Origin of the sequence: Pseudomonas sp. 15A4 (assembly GCF_016925575.1) — a bacterium.
Lineage (GTDB): Bacteria > Pseudomonadota > Gammaproteobacteria > Pseudomonadales > Pseudomonadaceae > Aquipseudomonas.
In genome coordinates this window covers 4709127-4733673 of the sequence record NZ_CP068986.1, presented here as the reverse complement: position 1 = coordinate 4733673, position 24547 = coordinate 4709127, and the positions used below count along the sequence as shown (strand labels likewise).

Here is a 24547-nt window from a genome sequence, read left to right as displayed (position 1 = left end):
ATCCAGCCTGGCGTATTTTCGAGCGTTTGAACTTGAACATAGTGGATGCCTTTCTTGTTATTCCTGAGCGACAGAAACCCATGGGCCTTGGGTATAACCAAAGCAAGGGTTGGCAAAGGTGAGGCAAAAGAGCAGGTGCCCCGATCAGCAGATCGCAAGCGGCGGGCGCTGGGTGAATCGTTTTTGTTATAGCGCCACTGCTACTGACTAAACCTTAGAGCCCGCGTGCTGTGTGGCTTAGATCGTTGAGGATTAAGCAGCCTGATTTTTATTGCTTAAGCACATTTGGCGAATAGCTATCACTCAGATATTCGCCTGCTAGACACCTGCGTACCAAACCGCCCAAGTTCAATAGCGCGCTACCGTTCGTCAGAGTCCGAAACTTCCCACAACCAGCTACCCTGTCAACCGATCAGGCGAAAGATCGCGCTGTGTGATATCGCTTGTGATAGACAGTGCTCCCATGACAGTTCGACTGTCGATCGCGCCTATAAAAAGACAGTTCATCGGGTTAACGAGGACAGGATGACCGAAGCGTTTATTTACGATGCCTTGCGCACGCCGCGGGGCAGGGGCAAGCCGGATGGCGCCTTGTACAGCGTCAAACCGGTGGATCTGGTGGCGGGGCTGCTGAAAGAACTGCAAGTGCGCAATCACCTCGACACCCACCACGTCGATGACATTGTCCTGGGCTGCGTGACGCCTATCGGCGATCAAGGCGCCGATATTGCCAAAACCGCAGCGCTGGTCGCCGATTGGGCCGCCAGCGTGGCCGGGGTTCAGGTCAACCGGTTTTGCGCATCCGGGCTTGAGGCAGTGAATCTGGGGGCGATGAAGATCCGCTCCGGGTTCGAGGATCTGGTGGTGGTCGGCGGCGTGGAATCGATGTCGCGCGTGCCGATGGGCAGTGACGGCGGCGCCTGGATGTTGGACCCGCAAACCAGTCTGCACACTCACTACACGCCCCAGGGGATCGGCGCCGACCTGATCGCAACCCTTGAAGGCTTCAGCCGCGATGATGTGGACCTGTTCGCCGTGCAATCCCAGCACAAAGCGGCACTGGCCCGGGAGCGCGGCGCGTTTCGCCGTTCGCTGGTGCCGGTCAGGGACCAGAATGGCCTGCTCTTGCTCGACCATGACGAGTTCATCCGCCCCGACACGACACGGGAGGCGTTGGGCAAACTGCGCCCCAGTTTTGAGGCGATCGGCAAAATGGGCTATGACGCCACGGCGCTGCGCGTCTACAGCCACGTTGAGCGCATTGAGCACATGCACACGCCGGGCAACAGCTCCGGCATCGTCGATGGCGCCGCCTTGATGCTGCTCGGCACTGCGCAAAAAGGTCAGGCGCTGGGGCTGCGGCCCCGGGCCCGCATTGTGATGACGGCGGTGACCAGCACCGATCCGACCATCATGCTCACAGGTCCCGCGCCCGCCACGCGCAAAGCGCTCGCGCGGGCGGGGCTGACCATCGATGACATCGATCTGTTCGAGGTCAACGAGGCCTTTGCCTCGGTGGTGCTCAAGTTCATCAAGGACTTGGACATCGACCCCGACAAGGTCAACGTCAACGGCGGCTCGATCGCCCTCGGCCATCCACTGGGTGCCACGGGCTGCATCATTCTCGGAACACTGCTCGATGAGCTGGAAGCCCGGCAATTGCGCTACGGCCTGGCGACCCTGTGCGTCGGCGGCGGCATGGGCATCGCGACGATCATCGAGCGGGTGTGAGCGTGAAGCACGATAACCACTTCGCCGACCGCCTTTATCCGACAACCGTTTCAGGAAGAACGACCGCATGACCGATGCCATCCGCTATGAAACCGGCCAGGATCAGATTGTCACGCTGACCCTGGACATGCCCGGCCAGCAGGCCAATACCCTGAACGCGGCGTACCGCCAGGCCATGGCCGACACCCTCGAGCGCCTGCGTTCAGACAAAGACGCCATCGTCGGTGTGATCATTCGTTCGGCGAAGAAGACGTTCGTTGCCGGCGGCGACCTCAACGAGCTGAGCCAGGTCGACGCCGCCCGCGCCGCCGCCTTCTACCAGATGACCATGGACCTGAAGGCGCAGCTTCGGGCGCTGGAAACCTTCGGCAAGCCGGTGGTGGCGGCCATTGAGGGCTCGGCTCTGGGCGGTGGCCTGGAGCTTTGCCTGGCCTGTCACCATCGCATTGCACTGAGTGGGGGCCACATAAAATTGGGCTTGCCGGAAGTCACCCTCGGTTTGCTTCCGGGCGGGGGCGGCACGGTGCGGCTGGTGCGCATGTTGGGGCTGGAAAAAGCGCTGCCGTTACTGATGCAAGGCCGGACCATGGGCGTCGACCATGCCTTGAAGACCGGTGTGATCGATCAGCTGGCCAGCGATGCTGAGGACCTGATGGCCAAGGCGCGCGCGTGGATTCTGGCCAATCCGGTGCCGATCAAAGCGTGGGATCAACCAGGGTTTCAGTTGCCTGGCGGCACGCCTGCGCACCCGAACGTGGCACAGATGCCGGCCATCGCGCCGTCAATCCTGCGCAGCAAAACCTGGGGATGCTATCCGGCGCCGGAGAAAATTCTGGCGGCAGCTGTGGAAGGCGCCCAGGTGGATTTCCACACGGCAGAAAAAATCGAAGCGCGTTACTTCACCGAGCTGGCTACCGGACCCATCGCCAAAAACATGATCGGCAGCTGGTTTCAGCTCAACCGGGTCAAGGCCGCCGAGGCGCGGCCCAAGGCGCCGCCGGTGTTCAACATGCGCAAGGTCGGCATCCTCGGCGCAGGGCTGATGGGCGGCGGCATTGCCTACGTCACGGCGGTGGCGGGTGTCAGCGTGATCCTCAAGGACGTCAACCTGGCGGCCGCGCAGAAGGGCAAGGATTACTCTGTGCGGTTGCTGAACAAGCAGGTTGCCAGTGGCCGCATCACCGAGACTCAGCGCGACGCCGTGCTGGGCCGCATCAAGCCGACCGGCCGCGACAGCGATCTGGAAGGCTGCGATCTGATCATCGAGGCGGTGTTCGAAAATCGCGAGCTAAAAGCCCAGGTCAGCGCTGCCGCCGAGCAAGTGGTGGTGCCCAATGCGGTGATTGCGTCCAACACCTCGACGCTGCCGATCACCGGACTGGCCAGCGCCATCAGCCGGCAGGAGCGCTTCATCGGCCTGCATTTTTTCAGCCCGGTGGAGAAGATGCGCCTGGTGGAAATCATCAAGGGCGCGCGCACCAACGACATGACCCTGGCGCGGGCCTTCGACTTCGTTCAGCAGATCGGCAAGACCGCGATTCTGGTCAATGACTCCCGCGGGTTCTTCACCTCGCGGGTGTTCGCCACTTTCGCTGACGAAGGCATTGCCATGCTCGGCGAGGGCGTCAGTGCGCCGATGATCGAAACCGAGGCACGCAAGGCCGGGATGCCGGTGGGGCCGCTGGCGGTGTCCGACGAAGTGTCGCTGAGGCTGATGAGCCAGATTCGCCAGCAGACGCGCAAGGACCTGGCCGAGCAGGGCGTCGAGCTCGCCGGGCATCCGGCTGACGCGGTGATCGAGCAGCTGTTGCATGAATTCGATCGCGCAGGGAAAACCTCCGGCGGCGGTTTTTACGACTACCCCGACGCCGCGCCCAAGCACTTGTGGCCCGAGTTGAAGACTCGATTCGAGAAGCCCGACGCACAGATCAGCGGCCAGGATATTCGCGACCGCTTGCTGTTCATTCAGGCCCTCGAAACCGTGCGCTGCATGGAAGAGGGTGTGTTGCGATCAACCGCGGACGCCAACGTCGGGTCAATGCTGGGTATCGGCTTTCCGGCCTGGACCGGCGGGGCGTTGCAGTTCATCAACCAGTACGGGCTCAAGCCGTTCATTACCCGTGCTCGCGCCTTGGCCGAGCGCTATGGCGAACGCTTTCAACCGCCAGCGTTGCTGCTGGAGAAAGCCGAGGAGGGCTCGCTGTTCTAGCGCCGGCTCCCGGTTGTGGCGCATGAAGTGCTGCGACAGCCGGGGTTCAGCTGACGACAGCGTGCGGCCACAACTGGGCCTTGCCTTGCCCTGGCCTTCAAGGCAGGCTTGGTCCCACGCATTTTCGCTTTTGTCGCTTCAGGAATTTTTATGTCGCTACGCATCTGCATTCTGGAAACCGACGTTCTTCGCCCGGAGCTGGTCGATCAATACCAGGGGTACGGGCGGATGTTCGAGAAGCTTTTCGCCCGCCAGCCGGTACCTGCGGAATTTGTCGTCTACAACGTCATGCAGGGCGACTACCCGCCGGATGACGAGCAGTTCGACGCGTATCTGATCACCGGCTCCAAGGCCGATTCCTTCGGTACCGATCCGTGGATCGAAACCCTGAAAACCTACCTTCTGGACCGCTACAAGCGCGGCGACAAGTTGCTGGGGGTTTGTTTCGGCCATCAGTTGCTGGCGCTGCTGCTGGGTGGCAAGACCGAACGCGCGCCACAGGGGTGGGGCGTCGGGATCCATCACTACAACCTCACACCGACCCAGCCGTGGATGACGCCGGCGCTGGACAAACTCACGCTGCTGATCAGCCATCAGGATCAGGTCACCGCACTCCCCGAAGGCGCGACGGTTATTGCCACCAGCGACTTCTGCCCGTTCGCGGCGTATCACATCAACGACCAGGTGCTGTGCTTTCAGGGTCACCCGGAATTCATCCACGACTATTCGCGCACGCTGCTCGATATCCGCCAGGACGCGCTGGGCGAACAGGTCTACGGCAAAGGCATCGCCAGCCTGGAAGAAGACCACCACGGGACGGCGGTGGCGGAATGGATGATGCGATTTGTGGCGAACAAGCGGCCGGTGAGCTGACAGCGTGGTTGTGCTCATTTTGCAACCACGCAGGTGCATCTGCTGAACGATCAATTGTGGGAGCGAGCTTGCTCGCGAAGAGGCTGGAACATCCGCTACATCTACGGCGGCTGAACCGCCGCCTTCGCGAGCAAGCTCGCTCCCACAGATTGAGAGTTCGTCAGTCCCCACGCCGAGCCCCGAGGGAGCACCCGGTGAGTCATCGAAGATTCAATACCATGGCGCGCCAACCCGTCAAAGCCACCCCGACCGTTTGAAGCTCGCGAACAACACCCCGCACCCGCCGACAATGACACCCAACACCATGTAGTACCCGTAGTGCCAGGTCAGCTCCGGCATGTTCTCGAAGTTCATCCCGTAAATGCCGGCGATGGCAGTGGGGAATGCCAGAATCGCGGCCCAGGCGGCAAATTTGCGCTGGGTCAGGCTCTGCCGGGAAGACTCCAGTAGCAGGCTGATTTCGATGGTCTGGCTGGCGATGTCGCGCAGGTTGGACAGGTCTTCCATCTGCCGTTTGACGTGGATCTCCACGTCACGGAAGTACGGGCGCATGTTCTTGTCGATGAAGGGGAAGCTGAGCTTCTGCAGCTCCTCACCGATCTCGACCATGGGTGCCACGTAGCGGCGCAGGCGCAGCAGATCGCGACGCAGGGCGTGGATGCGGTGGATGTCGGATTCGTTGAGGTCTTTGCGCAGCACGTTGTGCTCGAGCTCTTCGAGCTCGCAGTGAATGGCCTCGGTGACCGGCTGGTAGTTCTCGGTGACGAAGTCCAACAGCGCATACAGCACGAAGTCTTCTCCATGCTCCAGCAGCAACGGCCGCGCCTCGCAACGTTGGCGCACCGCCCCGTAGGATTTCGAATCACCGTTGCGCGAGGTGATGACGTAGCCCTTGCCGGCGAAGATGTGGGTTTCGATGAAGATGAGCTTGCCGTTCTCGCGGATCGGCGCGTAGGTCACGATGAACAACGCGTCGCCGAAGGTTTCCAGCTTCGGCCGGCTGTGGACCTCCAGGGCGTCTTCGATGGCCAGCTCGTGCAGGTTGAACTGCCGTTGCAGCGTGGTCAGTTCTTCCAGGCCCGGGTTCTCCAGGCCGATCCAGACGAAATGCCCCGGTTTCGCCGCCCAGGTCGCGCCTTCGTCGAGGGAAATGTTGGTGACTTTCTTTCCGGCACTGTAAACGGCAGCGGCAACCACTCGACCCATAATGTCTGCTTCTTCTTTTAGGGAGAACTGACGCGCAGCTTAGCGCGCTCCCTGATCAGAGTCGGCGGATTTAACCGAGTTCGCAGGTTTTTTCAGTGCTGTTCAGCGTCCGTTTGGATGGCGGCCGTCGACCCGCGGAGTTGAGCGTCCATGCTGGCGATGCCGGCCTGCATCTGGCCGTGGCAGAGCGCGATGAGCTGCGGGATGTCTTCGCTCGTCAGGCCCGCCGTCGGGACCGCGGGCAGCGTGCGGATGATCACCTCACCACTGTCCCATCGATTCAAATTCATGCTGCGCACGTAGTTGCTCACGCACACGGGCACGATAGGCACACCGGCCTCAATCGCCATCTGAAACGCTCCACGCTTGAACGCCAGCAACCCCTCACCCTTGTTGCGTGTGCCTTCGGGAAAGACCCAGATCGAGGTGTCCTTGTGCTGCAGGGTATCAGTGGTCTGGAGAATGGCCCGACGCGCCCGCTGCGGGTTGCCGCGATCAATCAGCACGTTGCCCGCCAGCCAGAACAGCTGACCAAAGAACGGCACCCACTTGAGGCTCTTTTTGCCGATGCAGACCGTGCGCGGCGGCACGATGTTGCCGAGCACAAACAGGTCGTAGTTGGATTGATGGTTACAGATGATCACGCAAGGCCTTGCCTGCTCGAACTGCGGGTCGAGCTGCGCATTCAGGCGCAGCCCGAGAATTCTCATGGCGGGGAGGGCGTAGAGGCGAGCACACAATCGGCTGTTGTCAGGGTTGAACGGGCGGCACAAGCCCAACAAAAGCCCCAGCGCGCCAGCGACGAGAAAGTGCAGGCCCATCAACCACATACGCAATACGAACAGCATGCAAAAACCACCCGGTAGGCGAAAGGCCGCGCAGTGTACGGATGTGCACTGGAATCGGCAATCGGCCACAGGCCGGGCGGGGAGCAGGAATTTAACGGGATGTTTCAGGGGAATGCGCTGCGGGGGACGCAGCGCGTTGTCGAGGGTTCCTCAGAGCGGGATCTGGCGATCCAGCTCAATGGCCCGGTCGAGGGTTTCGAGGAATTCCTTGCGCACTTTCAGCTTGGTCTGCTTGTGGGCGCGCATGTTGATCTTCTTCATCTGCAGCGCCACGGTGCGCGCGGCCTCGGTGAGTTCTTCCGGCGCGACCACCTTGTCGAAGAAGCCGGCCTGCAGCGCTCCCTTGGGATCGAACATCTCGCCGCAGATCACCGAGCGACCGAAGGCACTTTTGCGCAGGCGGTCACGGGCCAGTTCGATGCCGGCGTGATGCATGGTCATGCCGATCTGCACCTCGTTCAGACCGATGCTGAACGGGCCTTCGACGCCGATGCGGTAATCCGCCGACAACAACAGGAAGGCCCCTTTCGCCACGGCATGACCGCCGCACGCGACCACGACGGGGAAGGGGAACGACAGCATGCGCCGCGCCAGCGTGGAACCTTCGGCGACCAGGGCCATGGCGGCTTCCGGCGACGAGGTCATGATTTTCAGGTCGTACCCGCCCGAAAGGATCCCGGGCTGACCGGTGATGATCACCACGGCGCGGTCTTGCTCGGCGCGGTCGAGTGCGGCATTGAATGCGGCAACCACCTCGTTGCTGATGGCATTGACCTTGCCGTTGGCCAGGGTCAGCGTCGCAACGCCGTCATCGAGTTGATAGGCGACCAAATCACTCATGGAGCGAGTCCTTTTTGTTTTGAAGTGGCGCAGACGTTACCCACCCGGCAGGGCAAGGTAAAGCGTAAAGGATGACTGGCAAGTCAGGGGATCGGGTCGCCGAGGCTGGCGACCCTGAAGGTGAACGCAAGCAGGGCGGTTAAACCTCGACTTCGTTCAATTCGCAGTACTCTTCCCAGTCCATGTCCAGTGCCTCGGCCGCTTCCTTGTGCGCAGCTAGGCGCAGTTCCTTCAGTTGCTCCGGGGTTTCGGCAATGAAGGTCAGCGCCAGCTCCCAGGTCGGGATGCCCAGATTTTCGGCTTCGTCTTCGAAGGCCCAGAGGGTCTGCTGTTGCTGCTCTTTCGGACTCAAATCCTGGATTTCAGCCTGCAACATCGGATTGGTCACGATGTACTTCGCCAAGGCAGCTTCGGTCCAGTCGTTTGCGTTCATGCGGGGGTGATCTCCTGTGGGTCGAGCTGACGTGTTGCTGTGGGTGGGATGCTGAGGTGAGTCGCGATTGTGCGTGATGTGAATCACTGGCGCCAGCGGCACGCGACCCGTCGGTCGGGGTAGCCTCGCGGGTAGGTTCTCAACGAAAAGGGCCCGCTTTGCAGCGAGCCCTGGGTCAATGGCGTTGGCCTGTCAACCGATCGCCATCGGCTTCTTTACGTTGCGATGTGCGTTATTGCCGAGTAACGGGTGCGGACCCATGGCGCCGTACACGCCGACCGGTTCGGGGAAGGTGCGCAGCAGGGTGATGTATAACAGCGCCGCCAGGCCAAGGGTGATCGGCAGACTGATGTCGATGCCGCCCGCGAGATTGCCTAGCGGACCGATAAACTGCCCCGGCAAATTGACGAAGCACAGGCCCACCGCCGCGCTCGGAAGCCACGCGCCCAGTCCCCGCCAGTTCCAGCCGTGCTCGAACCAGTAATGACCGCCACTCTGACCACGGGTGAACACCTGCAGGTCTGCCGGGTGATAGAAGCCACGGCGAACGATCAGGCCCAGCACCATGATGACGATCCACGGCGAGGTGCAGGTGACGATCAGCACCGCGAAGGTCGACACGCTTTGCACCAGATTGAAGGCGAAACGGCCGATGAAGATGAAGGCGATGGCCGCGATGCCGATCAGAATCGTTGCCTGAGCCCGGTTGAGCAGGCGCGGAAACATGCTCGACAGGTCCAGCCCGGTGCCATAGAGCGACGTTGTGCCGGTCGACATCCCGCCGATGATCGCGATCAGGCACACCGGCAGAAAGAACCAGCTGGGCGAGACCGCCAGCAGGCCGCCGACGTAGTTGTTGTCCGCGATGTATTGCGGCGCCTGGGTGGCCACGATGGTCGCCGTGCAGAGGCCGAACAGGAACGGGATCAACGTGCAGATCTGTGCCAGAAACACCGACGCCATGATGCGTTTTTTGATGTCTGGCGTGGGATATAGCGCGACCAGTCGCCGAGAAACGCACCGAAGGACACCGGATTGCTCATCGCCAGAAGCGCAGCGCCGATGAACGCCGCCCAGAATCCCTGACTGCCATGGTTGACCGTGCCGGCGAAGCCCGCATCGAAGCTGCCGCTGAAGGCAAAGATACCCAGCAGAAACAACAGGCTTGAAGCGAACACTGCGATCTTGTTGACCCACAGCATGAAGCGAAAGCCGTAGATGCATACCACCAGCACCAGCACCGCGAAAATGCCATAGGCCAGCGCCAGGGTGATGTCATTCTCAGGCAGGCCGACCATGCGTTTGACACCGCCGATCAACGCATCTCCCGAACTCCAGACCGACAGCGAGAAGAACGCCACCGCGGTGAGCAGTGACAGAAACGAGCCGACGATGCGCCCGTGAACGCCAAAATGCGCGCCGGACGAGACCGCGTTGTTGGTGCCGTTGAGGGCGCCGAACAGGCCCATCGGCGCCAGGATGATCGACCCGAGCACAACGCCCAGCAGGATGGCCCAGACGCCGGCCTGGAATGACAGGCCGAACAGCACCGGAAAACTGCCGAGCACGGCGGTGGCGAAGGTGTTGGCGCCGCCGAAAGTCAGACGAAACAGGTCGAGGGGCGCAGCGTCGCGCTGATGGTCAGGGATCTGTTCGACCCCGAAGGTTTCGATCGTGGTGGTGGGGTGAGCCATGGGATGTTCCTGCGCGCTGTCGTGTTGTTATGGGGCCGACGCAAAAGCGCTGGCCCGTTATCTCGACCGGTGAACCCGATCGTGGCATTGGCAGTAGTCGGCATTGCGACCATGAATCAGATTAAGCAGTGTGTTGCAGGTGGGGCAGCCTCTGAGGGGCTACTCGCCACTGAGCGCGCGTGCGCGCTAGCCCGTCTTCACCGACAGGTGTTCGTGGCACGCCAGCCAGCGCGCGCCATATCGCCGAAAGACGATGGTTTCACGCTCGCCGAAATGGCTTTCTTCATCGCCGAATCGAACGTGGGTGTCGACGTCATGCATGAAAATGGCCACATCGCCTTGCAGACTGATGTGCGCGTTGCGCGACTGGCAACCCAGAACGGCAAAGCCATCGGCTTGCCATCCGGCCCACACATCGCGGTAAACGGCGCGGGACAGCAAGGGCGCGGGCAGCGTGTGGAAGAGGAAGGTGGCGTCTTCAGCGAATGCCGCAAAGTAGGCGTCCGTGTCGTTGCTGGCGAACGCGTCGATGAGCGTTTTTGCCGCGTGCTGAACGGCGTCGTGGCGGGTGTCGGTGGAGGTCATGGCCGGCTCGTTTTTGTGATTCTGGCGATGGGGCCCGACTGTAAGCAGCTCTCACGGGGCATCACATCGGCGCCGGTAAAAACTTAGTTCAGAGAATTGAGAAGTAATGGTGAGCGGCAAGTCTTAAGCGACAAGCGACAAGCGACAAGCGACAAGCGACAAGCGACAAGCGACAAGCGACAAGCGACAAGCTGCAAGTGGTGAGCAGCGGTGCGCAGTCAGTTTCCCGAGGATTTCATCAGGCCGCTTTTGACTGGCTGACGAACACGGCCGCCGGAAGGATCGAAGCAGGCGCTTTCATAGCGAGGGGCGACGCACGTCGAGGGTAGGCCAGGGGGAGGGGGCGGATGCTTTGCAGGCGATCGGCGATTTCTCGCTCGTTGGTGATGATCAGCTTTCTGCGTCGGCTCACTTGTAGAATTTCGGTGGCGTTCTTGTTCAGGCGGTAGGGGAAATCGGTTTCCTCCCACTCGCTGGAAAGCCGGGACGGAGGCGGCCGCTGCACGCTGGATTCGCCCACGTAGGTCGGGCAAGGGCTTTGGGCGAAACTGATAGCGCCGTTTGCGGCGACGCACTTGAAGACGTCGCCGTTTGCCACGTCGCACAAGAGCAACGTCATGACGGCGGCGGACAGTGCTGGAATTCTGATCATCGGAACCTCCCTGGATGGCGCAAGGCTACCATCTGAGAGGTTCAGCTGTCAGTCACGCTGATGGGGATCAGTGGGTTTCGTGGGCGGCTTTCTGGACTTTTGCCAGCGCGAGTGCTGCGAACATGTCGGCGTCACCTTGCAGCACCTTGAGGTGATCTTCGACATGGTCGGCGCTCGAGCGTGGCGCTTCGGAGTCAACCAGTCGGGTCACTTCGCACAATGCATTCGCCGTGATCCACAGGCTCTGGCGCAACTGGCTGATGATTTTCACCATGCTCTCCGAGCTGTCGAGATCGGCTGCGCTCTCCCTGTCCTGATTCGTCACCACCGTCGAAAACGTGGGTATTTCAGCGCGGGCAGAGGCGTCTACCCCAGTGACAACGCGGTTAATGTCCACTCCCGCGGCGGCGATCTTGAACAGATAATCTGCCCTGGGCAACCGCTGCCCGCTTTCGTAATGCCCCTGAGCGTTGGCTTCCACACCACCGATGGCGCCCAGCGCGCTTTGAGTCAATTTCAAACGTTTTCTTTCTTGGCGCAAACGTTTACCGATGCCATTCATTTACCTTCTCCTGCGAATTCGCACCCTGCATGTGTCTCTCGCGGGTGCGCAATGGGGGCCGGAATACGGACTGTTTTCTTTTGGGGTAGCGCTATCCGTGTACGGGAATTGGAGTCATTCACAGTACGACGGGTAGACCTTAGCTGCTAAGACACCCAAATGGCGATTTTTCCGACGCTTTGCGTGGAAAAAATAAACGCGGGGCGATTCTAGTTATTCCGCTGGGTGGGGTCACGCGGTCGTTTGCAGGGCGGGAAGGCGCGGGGCAAGGGCAGATACATCACCGCTCTACCAGTCGATGAGGGAACTGTGGGAGCGAGCTTGCTCGCGAAGAGCGGTTGTGACCGGAGAATATCTGGCGGTCGACATGCCGCCTTCGTGAGCAAGCTCACTCCCACATAGACGAGACTTGCCAAGGGCCAGAAACAAAAATCCCCGCACGCCATGAGCGTTGCGGGGATCTTTTTAATGTGGCGGTGAAGGAGAGATTCGAACTCTCGATACAATTTCTTGTATACACACTTTCCAGGCGTGCTCCTTAAGCCACTCGGACACTTCACCGTATCTCTTCAGACGTTCAGTCTGTCGAGGCGCGCTAATGTAGTCGAAAGCTTTGTTGAAGGCAAAACTTTTTTCAGAATTTTCATGCGCTTAAGCAAAAAGCGCGAAGCCCCGGCTCCTTACCAGGGTCCGGGGCTTTGCGTCGACGGCGAGGGCGCGTGGATCAGGCGCCGAAGCCGCCGTCGATGGTCAGGCTGGCGCCGGTGACGTAGCCCGCTTCCGGGCCGGCGAGGTAGGCGACCATGGCGGCGACTTCTTCGGATTTGCCGTAGCGCGGGATGGCCATCAGGCCCATCAGTGTGTCGGCGAAGTCGCTGTCGGCCGGGTTCATATCGGTGTCGACCGGGCCGGGCTGGACATTGTTGATGGTGATGCCGCGTGGGCCGAGGTCGCGGGCCAGCCCTTTGGTCAGGCCGACCAGCGCCGATTTACTCATGGCGTAGACGCCGCCTCCGGCAAAGGGCATGCGATCAGCGTTGGTGCTGCCGATGTTGATGATGCGACCGCCTTCCTTCATGTGCCGTGCAGCTTCCTGGCTGGCGATGAAGACGCTGCGTACGTTAATCGCCAGGGTTCGGTCGAAATCCTCAAGGGTGAATTCTTCGAGCGGCGCAATGGCCAGCACGCCGGCGTTGTTGACGAGGATGTCGAGGCCGCCGAATGTCTGCACGGTCTTGGCGACGGCGCTACGGATGTCCTCGGCGTTGGCGCTGTCGGCCTTGATGGCCAGGGCTTTGCCGCCGGCTGCAGTGATGCTGTCCTGCAACTCCTGCGCTTTGGCTTCCGAGCTGACGAAGGTGAAGGCCACTGCTGCGCCTTGTTCGACCAACCGTTTGACGATCGCGGCGCCGATGCCGCGTGAGCCGCCTTGGACCAGTGCTGTTTTGCCGATCAGATTGGTGGGGTGCGTCATGTCGATCTCCGATAGAGGTGAGGAGTAGGTTGATGGACACGAGTATCTGCCGACGATTACCCGTCCGGTAGCCGTTAATCGAGATAGTCTGTGTAAACCGGAAGTTGTGAGTGAGCGCGATGGAACACTTCAGCAGCATAGAATGCTTCGTGCGCAGTGCCGAGGTCGGCAGCTTTGCCGAGGCTGCACGCCGGCTGAGCCTGACGCCCGCTGCCGTCGGCAAGAGCGTCGCCAAACTTGAGGCGAAGCTGGGGGTAAGACTGTTCCAGCGCAGCACGCGCAAGTTGACGCTGACCGAGGCCGGCCAGCGGTTTCTCGGCGAGGTCAGTGCCAGCCTCAACACCATTCAGAACGCTGTCGCCAACCTGGCCAGTGCCGAAGGCAGTCCCGCCGGCACCTTAAAAGTCAGCGTCGGCACCATGTTCGGCTGTCTGTATGTGGTGCCGCTGCTGGCCGATTTTCTGCAACGCTATCCGGCCATCACCCCCGACTGGCACTTCGATAACCGGCAGGTGGACCTCATCGGGCAGGGCTTCGACGCAGCCATCGGCGGTGGCTTCGATCTGCCCCAGGGCGTCGTCGCCCGCAAGCTGGCGCCCGCTCACCGCGTGCTGGTGGCGTCGCCGCAATGGCTGCACGCCCACGAAGGCATCACGCATCCAGACGACTTGCACGGCTGTGACGGCATTCTGATCCGTTCGCCGCAAACCGGGCGGATCCGCTCCTGGCCGTTGAGCCATCGCAGTCATGAGCAAAGCCCGCTGCGCATGAAGGTGCGCATGACCCTGAGCGATTCAGAGGCTGCCTGCCGCGCGGCGAGTCAGGGCTTGGGTGTTGCGCTGGTGAGCATGCCGTTTGCCCTGCCGTACCTGCGCAGCGGTGCGCTGCAACGGGTGCTGCCGGAGTGGTATGTCGAGGACGGCAACATTTCCATCTATTACAGTGGGCACAAATTACTGCCGGGCAAAACCCGCGCGTTCGTCGACTTCATCATCGAACAGTTCGCCGAACAGCAATGGGCGCGGCATTTCAGTGCCGTTTGAGCACGTGCCCCTATTGGCTGAGTGTCATTCCCGGGATTGTCTTAAAGGAACAAACATGCACATCCAACCGAAAGCGGCGCTGGTCCTCATCGACATGCAGCAGGGCATCAACCACCCCAAGCTGGGCCGGCGTAACAACCCTGACGCCGAGCAGCGCATGCTGGAACTGCTGAGGGTCTGGCGCAACAGCGGCCGCACGGTGATTCATGTGCGGCATTTCTCCCGCTCACCGGATTCTGTGTTCTGGCCGCAGCAATCAGGTGTCGAGTTTCAACCGGCGTTTACGCCGTGGGACGACGAAGGCGAGCTGCACAAACAGGTGCCCGATGCGTTCTGCCATTCGGCGCTGGAAGGTTGGTTGCGGGCGGACGGGATCAATCAGGTGGTGATCGTCGGCGTGGTGACCAACAACTCCGTGGAGTCGACCGCGCGCACTGGCGGCAACCTGGGCTTCGAGGTCATCGTGCCCCACGATGCGTGCTTCACCTTCGACGGCGCGGACTTCTTCGGACAGCCACGCAGTGCTGAAGACATCCATGCCATGTCGCTGGCCAACCTGCACGGTGAGTACGCGCAGGTAGTGGCGAGCGAGGCTATTTTGCGGGCGATCAATTAACCCGCCTGTCGAGCCTCAGCACGGGTGTCAGGCGTGCTGCACACCCGCGCGCTTGAGCAGCTTCTTGCAGCGTTCCGACAGATGCACCACGCGCAGGTGTTTGCCCGCCTTCTGGTAGCGCTCGCGCAGGGTTTTCAGCGCCGCGATGGCGGAATAGTCCACGAAGATCAAGTGGCGGCAGTCCAGCGTGACGTGCTGTGGATCGTTGAGGTGATCGAACTGATCGAGGAACGGCGTGGTGGAGGCGAAGAACAGCGTGCCGTGCAGGTGATACATCTTGCTGCCGTCGGGCTCGACATGGCTGTCGGCGTACAGCTCGCGGGCCTGTTGCCAGGCGAAGTTCAGCGCCGCGATGAGGATGCCGAACAGCACGGCCGTTGCCAGGTCGGTGAGGACAGTGACGATGGTCACGGCGATGATTGCGAAGACGTCATTCAGCGGCACTTTGCGCAGCACGCGCAGGGAGGCCCAGGCGAAGGTCTGCTGGGCCACCACGAACATCACTCCGACCAGCGCCGCCAGCGGAATGCGTTCGATGAGGGGCGAGAGGAACAGCACGAACATCAGAATCATCACGCCGGCGACGATGCCTGACAGACGACCGCGGCCGCCGGAACTCAAGTTGATCACCGTCTGGCCGATCATTGCGCAGCCGCCCATGCCGCCGCACAGGCCGGACGCCAGGTTGGCGACGCCGAGGGCGACGCACTCGCGGTCGGGGTAGCCACGGCTTTCGGTGATTTCGTCGGTGAGGTTCAGGGTCAGCAGGGTTTCCAGCAGACCGACCAGCGCCATCAGGATCGCGTAGGGCGCGATGATCCGCAGGGTCTCCAGATTCCACGGCACGTCCGGCAGCGACAGGCCCGGCAGACCGCCGGCGATGTGCGCCATGTCGCCGAGGGTGCGCGTCGGCAGGTCGAACAGGTACACCAGCAGGCCCACGCCGAGAATGGCGACCAGCGCCGGCGGCACCGAGCGGGTCAGGCGCGGCAGCAGATACACCACCGCCATGGTCATCGCCACCAGGCCAATCATCAGGTACAGCGGCGTACCACTGAGCCAGGTTTCGCCGCTTTTGAAATGCTCCAGCTGCGCCATGGCGATGACGATGGCCAGGCCGTTGACGAACCCGAGCATGACCGGATACGGCACCATCCGCACCAGCTTGCCCAGGCGCAGCAGCCCGAACGCGATCATCACCAACCCGCCCAGCAACACCGTCGCCAGCAGGTATTGCACACCGTGCTGCACCACCAGCGCCACAATGACCACGGCCATCGAACCCGCTGCGCCGGAAACCATGCCGGGACGCCCGCCGAACAGCGCAGTCAGCGTGCAGATAATGAAGGCGCCATACAGGCCCATCAGCGGGTTGAGGTGCGCGACCAGCGCGAAGGCGATGCACTCGGGCACCAGGGCGAAAGAAGTGGTGAGTCCGGCGAGGACATCGGCGCGAAGACGGGCGGGTTTCATGAAATTCCTGAAGGGCGGGGTGCAAAGGGAGGGGATGTTACGGAATGTGAACGCAGACGGCCAGTCGGTGGGATGCCACACCCTGCCGCGTTTTACTCATTCTTCATGTGTCCCGTTACCCCTGATTGTGTAAGGATGTTTCCCTCAAACAGCACGCCGATTCCCGTCATCTAGGCTCGGCACGTCATGAAGGACAGAACACGGATGCTCGCTGCGCTCAGACACTACCCGGCTTCAGTCAATCTCCTGCTTTCTTCGGCGCTGTTTCTGACGCTGGGCAGGGCAATCACCTTGCCGTATCTGGTGATTTACCTTTCTTCGAATTTCGTTTTGAGCATGAGCGACATCGGCCTGGTCGTCGGTGGGGCGCTGATCGTCGGCTCGTTGCTGAGCCTGTATGGCGGCTACCTCACCGACAAACTGTCCAGTTATCGGTTGATCCTCAGCTTCACCGGGTTCTTCGTCGCCGGTTTCATCGGCATGTGCGTGACCGGCAAGCTGTGGCTGTTCTTCCTGTTTCTGGTGTCCTTCAATTTCGCGTATTCGGTCATCGATATCGTGGTCAAGGCGGCGTTTGGCAAGCTGTTGCCAGTGGCCGATCAAAGTAAAGTGTTCTCGGTGCGCTACACCCTGATCAATATCGGCTATGCCGTCGGGCCGTTCATCGGCGCAGGATTGGCGCACTGGAACATGAAGCTGCCGTTCGTGATGTCGGCCACTCTCGGCCTGGGTTTTTCCTGGTTTACGCGATGTACGGGGACCGCAAGCTGAGCTCGGCGGACCCTGCCAACGCACCGATTTCCTTCATCGCCGTCGGACGCATCCTGCTCAAGGATTACCGGCTGGTGTGCTTCACCGTCGGCGGCGTGCTCAGCGCGGTGGTGTTCGGGCAGTTCACGGCCTACCTGTCGCAATACCTGGTCACCACGACCACGCCGGAATTCACTTATCAGGTGATCAGCTCGGTGGTCGCGGTGAACGCGGCGGTGGTGATCTGCTTGCAGTACCTGGTCGGTAAACGCATCAGCCATCAGTACCTGAATCAGTGGCTGACTGCAGGTTTCAGCCTGTTCCTGATGGGCGTGGTCGGGTTTGCCTTGTCGACGACGGTGCTGCACTGGTCGCTGGCAGTGGCGGTGTTCACCCTCGGCGAGATCATTGTGTTCCCGGCCGAGTACATGTTCATCGACCGCATCGCACCCCCCATTTGCGCGGCATGTATTACGGCGCGCAGAACCTCTCCAACCTCGGCGGCGCCCTGGGGCCGGTGTTGTGCGGCTTCGCACTGGCGACTCAGTCGGCGCATTTCATGTTTTACATGCTGGCGGCGTTCATCATCGCCGGCGGCTGCTTCTATCTACTGGGCGCCTCGTATTCCAGACGCCACGACCAAAACTCCACTGCGCAGTGAAGCGTTTCGATGACCGTTTTGTCTCCACTTGAGGCCTGGCAGCAGGCCGTTGATGCCCAGGGTTTTCAACCTGACGAAGCCCAGCGCAATGCCGCACTGCATTTGCAGGCGTGTTGGCAGGCGCTGAACGACGGCAAGCGCGGCGGCGCGGTCAAAGGCGTGTATCTGTGGGGCCCGGTGGGTCGCGGCAAGACCTGGCTCATGGATCGTTTTTACGACAGCCTGCAGGTCCCGGCCCGGCGCCAGCATTTTCATCACTTCATGCGCTGGGTGCATCAGCGCCTGTTCCAGCTCACCGGCGTGGCCCAGCCGCTGCAAGTGCTGGCCCGGGAGCTGGCCCACGACGTGCGCGTGCTGTGCTTCGACGAGTTGTTCGTCAACGACATCGGCGATGCGGTGATCCTCGGCGGTCTAGTGCGCGCGATGTTCGACGAGGGCGTGGTGCTGGTCTGCACCTCCAATCAATTGCCCGAGCAACTGTACGCCACCGGGCATAACCGCGAGCGTTTCGTGCCCGCGATCACGGCGATCAATCACTTCATGGAGGTGGTGTCGGTCGACGGCGGCGAGGACCATCGGCTGCATCCCGGTCAGGCGCAGCAGCGTTACTGGGTGAAGGCGGAGCAGGGGCCGAGCGCGCTGGTCGAGGTGTTCGATACGTTGAGCAGCGGCGAGTCGGTGTCGACTCAGCCTGTGCCGCTGGGAAGGCGGCATGTGCCGGTGGTGCGCAGCAGTAGAACCGTGATCTGGTGCCGCTATGCCGACCTGTGCGAGCAGCCGCTGGCGGCGATGGATTTCATCGAGCTCTGCGATCGTTACAAGGCCGTTTTGTTGAGTGAAGTGCCGGCGTTGAGCGCACCCCAGCGCGAGGGACGCATTGCCCGTGGTACCGAGGATGGCGTTGAACAGGTCACCGCGGGGGACCGCGAACTGCCGCAGCTGTCGCCCTATGACGATGGCGTGCGGCGTTTCATTGCGCTGGTGGACGAGTGCTATGACCGCAAGGTACCGCTGTACGTCGAAGCCGCGATGCCGATGGCCGAGCTGTACACCGAAGGCTATCTGGCGTTTGCGTTTCGACGCACGCTTAGCCGGATGCAGGAGATGCAGCTGGCGCGGTTCGGTCATTAACGCTGCTAAGGCGCAAACTTCAATTCAAACGCTGTTGCGTCGTCGCTGGGCCAATACATGCTTGGCGCCTTCTCCCACCAGCACCATGACCGCCAGCCAGATCGGCAAGTAGGTCATCCATTCATCGCGGCCGATGGATTCGCCCAGCAACAGCGCAACGCCAACCAGCAGCACCGGCTCGACGTAGCTCAGCAAGCCAAACACGCTGAACGCCAGCAGGCGGCTGGCGCGAATGTAGCTGACGAGGGCCGACGCACTGATCGCCCCCAACACCGGAATCAGCACATAGAAGCGTGGGAATTGTTCCACGACCGAAGGGTTGCCCTGGCAGATGAACAGCACCGCGACGGGCAGGATCAGCAGCATGTCCCACCACAGACCGCCAAGGTTGTCGGTCTTGAGCTTGCGCCGCAACACGAAGTAAAGCGGATAACCCAGGCAGACGAGCAGGGTTTCCCAGGAAAAACTGCCCAGGCGCAGCAGCTCGTTGCCGACCCCGACCAGCGCGCAGCAGGCGGCGATCTTCTGCAGGTGCGACAGGTGCTCGCCGTACACCACGCGCCCGGTAAGGATCATGGTCAGCGGCAGCAAAAATACCCCAGCGACACCTCCAGGCTGCGGCCATGCAGCGGCGCCCACATGAACAGCCACAGTTGCGCGCCCATCAACGTCGCCGACAGCGCCATCCCCGCCAGCAATGCAGGCGTCTGGCGCACCCGGACGCCGAGGGCGCGGGCCAGCTTCCAGTCTCCGCTGGAGAGCATGAACAGCGTCACGCATGGCAGGGTCAGCAGCATGCGCCAACCGAAGATTTCTTCACCGCTCAATGGCGTGAGGAGTGAGGTGTAGTAGTACATGACCGCGAACAGGCAGGAGGCCATGACCGATAACGCAACGCCCTTGTACACAGGGGCTCCTTGTTTTCGATTCATCAGGTGTGGGATGCAGGAATGCTTTATCGGCGGGCTCTGACGGCACGCTTTGGCGGCACTTTATGAGGCGCTTTTTGAGGCATGGCGCACTGCAAAGGCGCAGAGTTTATCCGAGGTCAGGCGGGCGGTCCGCAGCAATCTGGTAAACCGCAGGTGGGCTGGCAGTAAACGATGCACGTTTGGCAGAGAACGAGACCGCGCGCCGATTGAGCCGAGATGCGCCGTCGCCCAGACTTCTCTTCAACGCGCCACCCCGGTGCGGCCGCTGGAGAGATTCCCATGACTCAATCGATTGCTGGTATCAAGATCCCTGACAGCGCGCTGGCCCGCGCCACCACCGAGTACATCCGCGAGCATGAAGATGACCTGCTGTTCAATCACTCGCGCCGGGTGTTTTTGTGGGGCGCGCTGACCGGTGAGCGCAAGGGGCTGGCCTACGACGCCGAGCAGCTTTACGTCGGGGCGATGTTTCATGATTTGGGTCTGGTGGCGCAGCATCGCAGCGCGGACCTGCGTTTCGAGGTGGATTCGGCCAATGCGGCGCGGGCGTTCATGCACTCGTTCGGGTTGTCGGAGGGGGATATGGAGCAGGTCTGGTTGTCGATTGCGTTGCACACGACGCCGGGCGTGCCCGAGCATTTGCGGCCGAACGTGGCGCTGGTGACGGCGGGCGTGGAGATGGATGTGTTGGGGATCAATTACGGGCAGTTCAGTGATGAGCAGCGGGAGGTGGTGACCCATGCTCACCCGCGCGGTGAAGACTTCAAGGAATGCATTTTGTGTGCGTTTGCGGATGGGTTTCGGCATAAGCCTGATACGACGTTCGGGACGGTGAATGCGGATGTACTGGCGGACGAAGACCCGTCGTTCAAGCCGCTGAATTTTGTGGAGATTATTCGGCGGTCGCCTTGGAAGGGGTGATCTGGATCAACGTCCTTAAGATCAAGGGCGTCTGCCTGGGGGCAGACGTTTCGCCTTCGGCGAGTTACTTGGAAAAGCACCCCAAGTAACCAAGGGTGCTTGCTCCTGGTTGGGTTCCTCCTTCGTCGGAATACCCTCACTTCGACGACGCTCCGTGGGCCCGCGCCGAACGGACATCCATGTCCTGACGGCGCTCTCGCCGCATCCATGCGGCTCGGCCCACTCCGCGTCGTCTGCGTTCGGCCTGCACCCAAGTCGCGATTGGTGGTGTCTGGACTTTCTGTGTACGAAGATCAAGATCAAAAGCGGATCAAGAGCAGATCAAAGGCTTCCCGGCTGAAGCCGGTCCTACAGGATGTACGCGGCGCTTTTCGTGGGACCGGCTTTAGCCGGGAAGGCGTCGGGCGTCACGCCGCAAAATGGATGTCGACCACGCAGGCCTGTTCCCGGCTGAAGCCGGTCCCACTGAAGCAATTGATCGTTCCCACGCTCCGCGTGGGAATGCATCCTTTGACGCTCCGCGTCCGCGTCTTGAGGAACGATTGAGGCGTTTCTGAGGCTGCTGCCTTCAACATCCCTTCTTCGGCATTGTTTCGAGCTTTGTTAGGCTGGTCCCTCTTTCGAGGGGGCTGATTTCATTTACAGCGCTTCACCGTAAATGAATCCGCCTCCGTCCAAGCATTCAACGGAGCGGCAATGACTTCCATCAGCACCGCAGCGCCCGTGGTTCCGGGGCGGCTGGAGCAGTTTTCTACGCGTATCGCTTTTTTGTCACCGGGTTCAGCATGTCGGCCTGGGCGCCGCTGGTGCCTTATGCGAAAAGCCGTCTTGGCCTGGACGACGCCGGCCTCGGGTTGTTGCTGTTGTGCCTGGGCATTGGCTCGATTGTGTCGATGCCACTGGCCGGGGCGATGACGGTGCGTTATGGCTGTCGGCGTTTGATCGTGATAACGGGCGCCATCGCCTGTGTGTGCCTGCCTTTATTGGCGACCCTCAGCTCGGTGCCGCTGATGGTCGCCACGCTGTTTGTCTATGGCGCGAGCATGGGTGCGCTGGGGTGCGTGACCAACATTCAGGCGATCATCGTCGAGCGGGCGAGCGGCAAGACCATGATGTCCGGGTTTCACGGGCTGTTCAGTTGCGGCGGAATTCTAGGGGCGGCGGGGGTGTCGGCGTTGCTGAGTGTCGGCGTTTGGCCATGGCTGGCGATGGCCTTCGTTGCGCTGTTCATCGCCCTTGCGCTTTATAAAGCCGCGCCGCACTTGTTGCCCTATGGCAGCGAGCCGGGCGGGCCGGCGTTTGCAATTCCCCGGGGCGTGGTGTTGTTCATCGGTTTGATGTGCTTCACGGTGTTCCTCACGGAAGGCGCGATGCTCGATTGGAGTGCGGTGTTCCTCAGCGCCCAGCGCGGCGTCGAGCCGTCTTACGCGGGATTCGGTTATGCGGTGTTCGCGCTGTTCATGGCCATCGGGCGCCTGTGCGGCGATCCAATTGTCCGGCGCCTCGGTGTACACAAAATCATTCTGTTTGGCGGGCTGTGCGCGGCGGCCGGGATGACCGTCGCGACGTTGATCCCGGTCTGGCAGGCGGCGTTGTGCGGGTACGCGCTGGTGGGCATCGGCTGTTCCAACATCGTGCCGGTGTTTTACAGCGCGGTCGGCCGGCAGAAAACCATGCCGGAGAACGTGGCAGTGCCGGCGATCACCACGTTGGGTTACATCGGCATCCTGATGGGCCCGGCCGGCATCGGTTTTGTCGCCCACCTCAGCAGCCTCGGCGCGGCGTTCATGATCATCGCCGTGATGCTGCTGGGTGTGGCGGTCAGCGGGCGGTTCCTGCGGGTGTGAGGCCAATAACGGGAATCAGCTCGGCATCATCGCAAAGCCGACGCCGAAACGGTTCCAGGCGTTGATGGTGGCGACGGCCAGGGTGATGTTGACCACCTCGGCGTCGCTGTAGTGCTTGAACAACGCTTGGTACTGATGCTGCGGCGCGCGGTGCACGGGCAGCAGGGTCAGGCTTTCCACCCAGGCGAGTACGACTTTTTCCTTCTCGGTAAAGAATTCGGTTTCTTCCCACACGCTGAGGGTCTGCAGACGGGCCTCGGTTTCGCCGGCCTTGCGTGCGTCATTGGCGTGCATGTTGACGCAATACGCACAGCCGTTGAGCTGCGAGGCACGCAGACGGATCAGCTCCAGCAGCGAATGATCCAGCCCGGATTTGCTCAGCGCCGTCTCCAGGCCGACCATGGCTTTATAGGCTTCGGGCGATTTCTGGGCCCAATTGATTCGGTTGTTCATGTGGGTGCTCTCTTCAAAGTGGCCGGCGGATGCCGCTGGACGTGGCGAAATGTTACGCCGGCGCCGCGGCCCGTCGAATAGCCAATGAAGGAGGTTTAGAGGAGACCAATCACGCCGCTATCGATCTGCGGCGCACGGTTGCGGGCGGTCGAGCAGACGCTCGCGAATCCGGTCGTACGCCAGGTTGAACAGCATCGTGTACGGCAGAAACAGCAGCAACAGGCCGATGTCCAGCACAAAGGCTTCCAGCAGGCTGATCGACAGCCACCACGCCACCATTGGCACCACCATGAACACCAGCCCCACTTCAAAGCTGATGGCATGCAGTGCCCGCGCCTTGAGATTCAGGGCGAAACCCCACCGGGCGCGCAGACGGTCGAACCCGGCGTTGAACACCATGTTCCAGAGCATGGCGACCGTGGAAATCATCACCGTCATAGCGCCCATCTTGCCGATGGACTGGCCGAGCACCCAGGCCAGCCCGGGCGCGAACATCAGCACGCCGATCAGCTCGAACAGCAGCGCATGCAGGGCGCGCTCTTTGAGGGACTTTCGCGAAACGACCGGCTTCGCGGTCTTGTGGGGCATGAGGGTGTTCAGAGGCATGTCGGTGATCACTTTCTCGCGGGCAGGTGTGCATTGTCGGGGCGCAATAGACTAGAGTGAAAATCGGTCCCATCGGAAAAACCGATGGGGACGTCACATGCACTTCAGAGGTGTCCTTCCGTGAGCTATTCCCCCGAAGCCCTTGAAGCCTTCGCGCAGACCATCGCGCTGGGCTCGTTCAGTGCCGCCGCCCGCCGCCTGGGCAAGAGCCAGTCGACCATCAGCGAGGCGATTTCGCGGCTTGAGATCGACTTGGGCCTGGAGCTGTTCGACCGCTCCACCCGTCATCCCGCGCTCACCGAAGCGGGCAGGGCGCTGGAAGGGCGCATCGAGGATGTACTTGCGGCGTCCGATACGCTGCGTCGCGCGGCGGGGCGTCTGGCGGAAGGCATGGAGCCGCGCCTGACGCTGGTGCTGTCCGATGCCAACCAGTTCGCTGAATTTCAGGCGCGCATGACCGAACTCGATCAGCGCTTTCCAGAGCTGGAACTGGAGTGTGTGTTTGCCGAACACGGTGACGCGATCAACTTGATCCAGAGCGGTCGGGCGTCCCTGGGATTGCTGTCGGCCCAGGCGTCGTATCCGCCGGAGGTGGGTTACGCGACCATCGTCGAGCGCGCAGACTTCGGCATCTTCGTTTCCCATAGCCACCCGCTGGCCGCAGAAGACGCCGTCGATTATCGCCATCTGGCGCAGCATCGGGCGTTGCGCCTGAACACCATCGTTGACGAGAGTGTGCCCACCGACGACCTGCCCAGCGGCGCGCGACGCAGCTGGTCAGCGCCCAATTACCTGCTGTTGATGGACATGGCGATCTTCGGATTCGGCTGGTCGGCGCTGCCGCGCTGGCTGGTCAGCACCTGCGGTCAGGGTCGGTTGAAGGAACTCACGGTGCCGGGTTGGCCGCGCAGCTCGGCGGTCGACGTGATCTGGTCCCGGCAAAAAGCCTGGGCCCGGCGGGGACCTGGTTGCTGGATACGCTGCTGGAGGGGCGGGGAGGGTATTGA

At 61.6% G+C, this 24547-nt stretch carries 18 protein-coding genes, 1 tRNA gene and 5 pseudogenes; 10 read left to right on the top strand and 14 right to left on the bottom strand.

From position 1 onward, the window contains the following. Positions 1-525 precede the first annotated feature (525 nt). The 3 genes from JN403_RS20965 (at position 526) to JN403_RS20955 (ending at position 4813) form a co-directional block, all read left to right on the top strand. Complete coding sequence (locus JN403_RS20965) at positions 526-1731, top strand: acetyl-CoA C-acetyltransferase (protein WP_205484108.1); 1206 nt, start codon at positions 526-528, stop codon at positions 1729-1731. A 67-nt stretch (positions 1732-1798) separates the two neighbouring features. Then, positions 1799-3940: a 3-hydroxyacyl-CoA dehydrogenase NAD-binding domain-containing protein gene (locus tag JN403_RS20960; protein ID WP_205484107.1), complete on the top strand. Its 2142-nt coding sequence runs from the start codon at positions 1799-1801 to the stop codon at positions 3938-3940. A gap of 150 nt (positions 3941-4090) precedes the next feature. Next, positions 4091-4813, top strand: a complete 723-nt coding sequence (locus JN403_RS20955) for an amidotransferase (protein ID WP_205484106.1) — start codon at positions 4091-4093, stop codon at positions 4811-4813. A 234-nt stretch (positions 4814-5047) separates the two neighbouring features. Here the strand turns inward: JN403_RS20955 and JN403_RS20950 are convergent, their stop codons facing one another. From JN403_RS20950 to JN403_RS20905, 10 genes and pseudogenes are all read right to left on the bottom strand, one after another. Beyond that, on the bottom strand, positions 5048-6019 hold the full coding sequence (locus JN403_RS20950; protein ID WP_205484105.1) for a magnesium and cobalt transport protein CorA: 972 nt from the start codon (positions 6017-6019) through the stop codon (positions 5048-5050). Between the two features lie 92 nt (positions 6020-6111). After that, a complete protein-coding gene (locus tag JN403_RS20945; RefSeq protein WP_205484104.1) occupies positions 6112-6867 on the bottom strand; it encodes a 1-acylglycerol-3-phosphate O-acyltransferase in 756 nt (251 codons plus the stop codon). A gap of 150 nt (positions 6868-7017) precedes the next feature. Beyond that, positions 7018-7707 carry a crotonase/enoyl-CoA hydratase family protein gene (locus JN403_RS20940; RefSeq protein WP_122537869.1) on the bottom strand — a complete coding sequence of 230 codons (690 nt, stop codon included), beginning with the start codon at positions 7705-7707 and terminating at the stop codon, positions 7018-7020. Positions 7708-7846: 139 nt separating this feature from the next. After that, complete coding sequence (locus JN403_RS20935) at positions 7847-8140, bottom strand: DUF6388 family protein (RefSeq protein ID WP_122537871.1); 294 nt, start codon at positions 8138-8140, stop codon at positions 7847-7849. A gap of 192 nt (positions 8141-8332) precedes the next feature. Further along, a pseudogene (locus JN403_RS20930) lies at positions 8333-9834 on the bottom strand (cytosine permease). A gap of 186 nt (positions 9835-10020) precedes the next feature. Next, positions 10021-10419 carry a nuclear transport factor 2 family protein gene (locus JN403_RS20925; RefSeq protein ID WP_205484103.1) on the bottom strand — a complete coding sequence of 133 codons (399 nt, stop codon included), beginning with the start codon at positions 10417-10419 and terminating at the stop codon, positions 10021-10023. A gap of 238 nt (positions 10420-10657) precedes the next feature. Further along, positions 10658-11071: a DUF4124 domain-containing protein gene (locus JN403_RS20920; protein WP_205484102.1), complete on the bottom strand. Its 414-nt coding sequence runs from the start codon at positions 11069-11071 to the stop codon at positions 10658-10660. 67 nt (positions 11072-11138) lie between these two features. Next, positions 11139-11633, bottom strand: coding sequence for a helix-turn-helix transcriptional regulator (locus JN403_RS20915; protein ID WP_122537879.1), 495 nt, complete (start codon positions 11631-11633; stop codon positions 11139-11141). A gap of 471 nt (positions 11634-12104) precedes the next feature. Continuing rightward, positions 12105-12194: transfer RNA gene (locus JN403_RS20910), tRNA-Ser, on the bottom strand. A gap of 163 nt (positions 12195-12357) precedes the next feature. Then, complete coding sequence (locus JN403_RS20905; protein WP_122624170.1) at positions 12358-13107, bottom strand: 3-oxoacyl-ACP reductase family protein; 750 nt, start codon at positions 13105-13107, stop codon at positions 12358-12360. A gap of 119 nt (positions 13108-13226) precedes the next feature. Between JN403_RS20905 and JN403_RS20900 the strand changes: the two genes are divergently transcribed. Next, entirely contained in the window at positions 13227-14150 is a 924-nt protein-coding gene (locus tag JN403_RS20900) for a LysR family transcriptional regulator (protein WP_205487587.1), read from the top strand. Positions 14151-14205: 55 nt separating this feature from the next. Beyond that, the gene (locus JN403_RS20895; protein ID WP_205484101.1) at positions 14206-14766 is read left to right on the top strand and encodes a cysteine hydrolase family protein; all 561 of its coding nucleotides are present in this window, start codon (positions 14206-14208) and stop codon (positions 14764-14766) included. Positions 14767-14793: 27 nt separating this feature from the next. Here the strand turns inward: JN403_RS20895 and JN403_RS20890 are convergent, their stop codons facing one another. After that, entirely contained in the window at positions 14794-16239 is a 1446-nt protein-coding gene (locus JN403_RS20890; protein WP_205484100.1) for a SulP family inorganic anion transporter, read from the bottom strand. A gap of 204 nt (positions 16240-16443) precedes the next feature. On the opposite strand from JN403_RS20890, the pseudogene JN403_RS20885 reads away from it, so the two are divergent. Together JN403_RS20885 and zapE are read left to right on the top strand one after the other, a co-directional pair. Then, a pseudogene (locus JN403_RS20885) lies at positions 16444-17650 on the top strand (MFS transporter). 9 nt (positions 17651-17659) lie between these two features. Further along, complete coding sequence (gene zapE / locus JN403_RS20880) at positions 17660-18781, top strand: cell division protein ZapE (RefSeq protein ID WP_205484099.1); 1122 nt, start codon at positions 17660-17662, stop codon at positions 18779-18781. Between the two features lie 24 nt (positions 18782-18805). Here zapE and rarD read toward each other — a convergent pair. Continuing rightward, positions 18806-19689 (bottom strand): annotated as a pseudogene (gene rarD, locus JN403_RS20875) (EamA family transporter RarD). Positions 19690-19992: 303 nt separating this feature from the next. Between rarD and JN403_RS20870 the strand changes: the two are divergent. Beyond that, a complete protein-coding gene (locus tag JN403_RS20870; protein WP_205484098.1) occupies positions 19993-20634 on the top strand; it encodes an HD domain-containing protein in 642 nt (213 codons plus the stop codon). A gap of 696 nt (positions 20635-21330) precedes the next feature. Further along, a pseudogene (locus JN403_RS20865) lies at positions 21331-22481 on the top strand (MFS transporter). Positions 22482-22496: 15 nt separating this feature from the next. On the opposite strand, the gene JN403_RS20860 reads toward JN403_RS20865, so the two are convergent. Both JN403_RS20860 and JN403_RS20855 read right to left on the bottom strand, forming a co-directional pair. Beyond that, positions 22497-22934 carry a carboxymuconolactone decarboxylase family protein gene (locus tag JN403_RS20860; protein ID WP_205484097.1) on the bottom strand — a complete coding sequence of 146 codons (438 nt, stop codon included), beginning with the start codon at positions 22932-22934 and terminating at the stop codon, positions 22497-22499. A 117-nt stretch (positions 22935-23051) separates the two neighbouring features. Next, the gene (locus tag JN403_RS20855; protein WP_240356708.1) at positions 23052-23540 is read right to left on the bottom strand and encodes a multidrug/biocide efflux PACE transporter; all 489 of its coding nucleotides are present in this window, start codon (positions 23538-23540) and stop codon (positions 23052-23054) included. A 120-nt stretch (positions 23541-23660) separates the two neighbouring features. On the opposite strand from JN403_RS20855, the pseudogene JN403_RS20850 reads away from it, so the two are divergent. Continuing rightward, positions 23661-24547: pseudogene (locus JN403_RS20850) on the top strand (LysR family transcriptional regulator).